Source organism: Acinetobacter stercoris, assembly GCF_900323515.1.
GTDB lineage: Bacteria > Pseudomonadota > Gammaproteobacteria > Pseudomonadales > Moraxellaceae > Acinetobacter > Acinetobacter stercoris.
Genome location: NZ_OOGT01000288.1, coordinates 1 through 3,231, shown reverse-complemented (window position 1 = coordinate 3,231; position 3,231 = coordinate 1). Strand labels below are relative to the sequence as shown.

Genomic DNA, 3,231 nt, shown 5'->3' with positions numbered 1-3,231 from the left:
TAAGGAATCATTAAAATAAGATAAAAATGTAATTAGATAACGTTCAGTTGTACATAAAAAAGTTAAATCTTAAATAAACAGTAATAAAAAAGAGTTTCATCATGGAAGAGATTATTCGACACAAGAAATATGTGTTATTGGTTCTGGTTTTACTGTTGTTTTTAGCAGTTTTTTTGTATCTAAAACCTAAAAGCTCAAAAAATACAATGGCTAATGTGATCGTTGATCCGGGAGTCCATGAACTAAACACACCGCAGCCTATAGATACTATACAACAGACACCTTTAAAGTTTAATGGTGTCATGCCTGTATTAGCACCCTCATTACGTGGTACAGAGGTTAACTGCCCATTGCAAGTCAATACTAAAGGGCAACTTGTCTTATCAATGGGTATCAGGGACTGTTTTGATTATTTTCTTTCAAGTGAAGGTGAGAAAACACGTGCAAATCTGATCTTGGATATTCGTCAGTATTTAACAGGATTATTGCCTGCAACAGCTCAGCCATATGCTTTTCAATTACTGGATAAATATATTGATTATCTGAATCAACTCAGAAATTTGTCTCCAGTAAAAGATGGAAATATTGAAAGCTATCGAGCAGTATCATCGGCTGTAACCAAATTACGTCGACAAATCTTCACAACACGAGAGGCTGATGTGTTTTTTGCTCAGGAGGAGCAATATGATCAATATGCGATTGCCCAGTATGCGATTAATAACGATAAAAGTTTAACAACAGAAGAAAAAGCCCAAAAAAGTGCTGAACTATTAAACCAACAACCAGCTGAATTAGTTGAAAGCATGCGCCCGATAATTCAGTTTAATCAATTACAGGAATTAACTGCCGAAATAAAAGCCCGAGGTGGGTCTGAAGCTGAACTATATCAAATGCGAAAAAATCTGGTGGGTGAGGCTGCTGCAAAGCGATTAGAAAAAGTCGATCTACAGGAAGGGCAATGGCAACAGAAAATAGACCAATATTTAGCTGAACGAGATCGCATTATTGCTAATCAGCAAAATATCAATCAACAGAGTGCAATCAATGAATTGAAGAGTAGTGCATTTAAAACGCCAGAAGAAAGACTTAGGGTTGAAGCTTATGAGCAAATGCATGATGCAAAGAACAACTAAAAAGTTTTAATTAAGGATTATTCATCATCGAGTTTTTTTAATGATACATAAGGAGTATGTAGAGGAAAATCGTTTATATGCAGTAATAAAAAATACTTTCAAAAAATAATGTTCATATTGACGGAGTCACGAACAATGAAAAAAATAGTCCCAGCCCTGATTTTGGGAACAACATTACTAACACCGATAATGGGTTTTGCAATAACAACTTCGACCTACCACAATTGTGGAATTCAAAATGATGAGGTGAATTGTGAAGCTGTCTCAAAAACGGATTGGAGTTTGTTTTCCAAACAAACTGAATATGCGAAAACAAAATATCCACTTGTCTTTGCACATGGCTTATTTGGTCTTTCTCAAATAGGCCCTGTAAATTATTGGCACAATATTCCTTCTGATTTAGCTCGTCAGGGTGCTAAAGCTTATGTGACAACAGTATCTGCTGCAAATTCAGATGCTGTGCGAGGAGAACAACTTTTAAAACAGGTGATTACGATTAAGGCACTAACTGGAGCAGATAAGGTGAACTTGATTGGACACAGCCAAGGTGTTCAGTCTGTCCGATATGTTGCAGGTGTTAGACCTGATTTAGTTGCTTCTGTTACAGGAGTTGCAGGTTCAAATAAAGGCAGCCCAGTAGCAGATGTTGTTAAAAAATATATTCAACAGCCTGCAAGTGTTATTGGTTTAGACAAGCCTATATTGGCATTTATCAATTTTTTTACTGGCCTTGAAACATTACTTTCGGGTGGTGGAGTATCGGATCAAAATGTATTGGCTGCATTAAATGGTTTAACTAAAGAGGGTACTGCTGAGTACAATGCAAAGTTTCCTCAAGGTATTCCTGAAACAGACTGTGGTAATGGTGAGGCTAAGGTAAATGGCATAAATTATTATTCGTGGAGTGGTGTTGGGCACTCAACGAATTTGTTAGATTTGTCAGATGCAGGTATGTTGGCGCTTAATCTTTTTCATGATAGTCCAAATGACGGGTTAGTACCCAAGTGTTCTAGTCACTTGGGTGAGGTTATCCGTGATGATTATCCGCAAAATCATCTAGATGAAGTCAATCAGATTTTAGGATTGGTTGGATCTGGAGCAGGTAACCCTGTGCCATTATATAGTCAGCATGCGAATCGTTTGAAACTTGCTGGACTATAGCAGGCTATATGATTGTTTTTGAGTATATTTTTCCTAAATAGATAGGGGAGTTAAATTCCCTATCTATATTGTCTTCTTAATATATTGATTTATTGTTATTTAATTAATATTAGTCTACACCTTGCTCAATTGTAAATGTACGCCCATTGGTTTTTTCAGCAGGATTCGTACTATTAAAGTTAAATTTACCCTTACATACGCCGACATCATAAGCAGCATTGATTATACCTCGGCTTTGTACATTATTACCTAACTCACCAATACCTCCTTCAAAAAATGCGGAAGTTGGAGTGACTTCATTACAACTATTGATGCCTGTATAAATTTCAATAAATCCTATACTTTTTCCTGATAAATATTCCCATGCTATTGGAGTTGCCCAACGACCAATTCTAGTTTTTGTATTTGTGGATGTATCGACAACATAACCGCTCCAATAATTGTAATTATTTTCTTCCTTGTCAAAATCCGCTATAAAATTATAGGTGACTCCTTTTTTATAGGTGACACGTTTACTGCAGCTTGATCCAGCACCACCATCAGCACTACCACTACATTCAGCATCAATTTTTTTTGCATCGCCAAATACAGAGAATATGACTTGAGCTTCATTATTTCCTTGAGGTTGTATACCTACATAATATGCATAGCGTTTTTGGGTTGGTACGTTAAAATTGATATATTGCGAATAATAAGTTTTTCTATCGTCAGTTCCTTTTACAACCTTGATAGGATAGGTCAATGTTTTAAATCCTTTTGCTGGTTTGTTAGGAATTTCACCAGTAAAGTTGAGTAGGTGTACTGCCCATTGTTTTTTATCAAATCCAGCCGAAGCATGATTGATTGAGAAAAGTGAAAGTGTTGTGAGAGTTGATGCAATTATTAGTTTTCTCATGTTCTATTATCTCTTTTAATGTATTGGAATTTAAAATAATAG

The 3,231-nt window shown here is 35.8% G+C and carries 3 protein-coding genes; 2 read left to right on the top strand and 1 reads right to left on the bottom strand.

Going from position 1 to position 3,231, the window contains the following annotated elements; translation table 11 throughout:
- The first annotated feature begins 101 nt into the window (after positions 1–101).
- Both KPC_RS18540 and KPC_RS18535 read left to right on the top strand, forming a co-directional pair.
- Positions 102–1,133 (top strand): lipase secretion chaperone, encoded by a 1,032-nt coding sequence (locus KPC_RS18540; protein WP_171334550.1) that lies wholly within the window; start codon positions 102–104, stop codon positions 1,131–1,133.
- Between the two features lie 135 nt (positions 1,134–1,268).
- Positions 1,269–2,294 (top strand): esterase/lipase family protein, encoded by a 1,026-nt coding sequence (locus tag KPC_RS18535; protein WP_121975807.1) that lies wholly within the window; start codon positions 1,269–1,271, stop codon positions 2,292–2,294.
- Between the two features lie 109 nt (positions 2,295–2,403).
- Here KPC_RS18535 and KPC_RS18530 read toward each other — a convergent pair whose 3' ends face one another.
- Positions 2,404–3,189: a DUF3472 domain-containing protein gene (locus KPC_RS18530; protein ID WP_121975806.1), complete on the bottom strand. Its 786-nt coding sequence runs from the start codon at positions 3,187–3,189 to the stop codon at positions 2,404–2,406.
- Positions 3,190–3,231 lie beyond the last annotated feature (42 nt).

What these genes read in the sequence shown, in the direction of transcription:
- KPC_RS18540 (WP_171334550.1), top strand. Translation starts at nt 102, where the DNA reads ATGGAAGAGATTATTCGACACAAGAAATATGTGTTATTGGTTCTGGTT.
- KPC_RS18535 (WP_121975807.1), top strand. Translation starts at nt 1,269, where the DNA reads ATGAAAAAAATAGTCCCAGCCCTGATTTTGGGAACAACATTACTAACA.
- KPC_RS18530 (WP_121975806.1), bottom strand. Translation starts at nt 3,189, where the DNA reads ATGAGAAAACTAATAATTGCATCAACTCTCACAACACTTTCACTTTTC.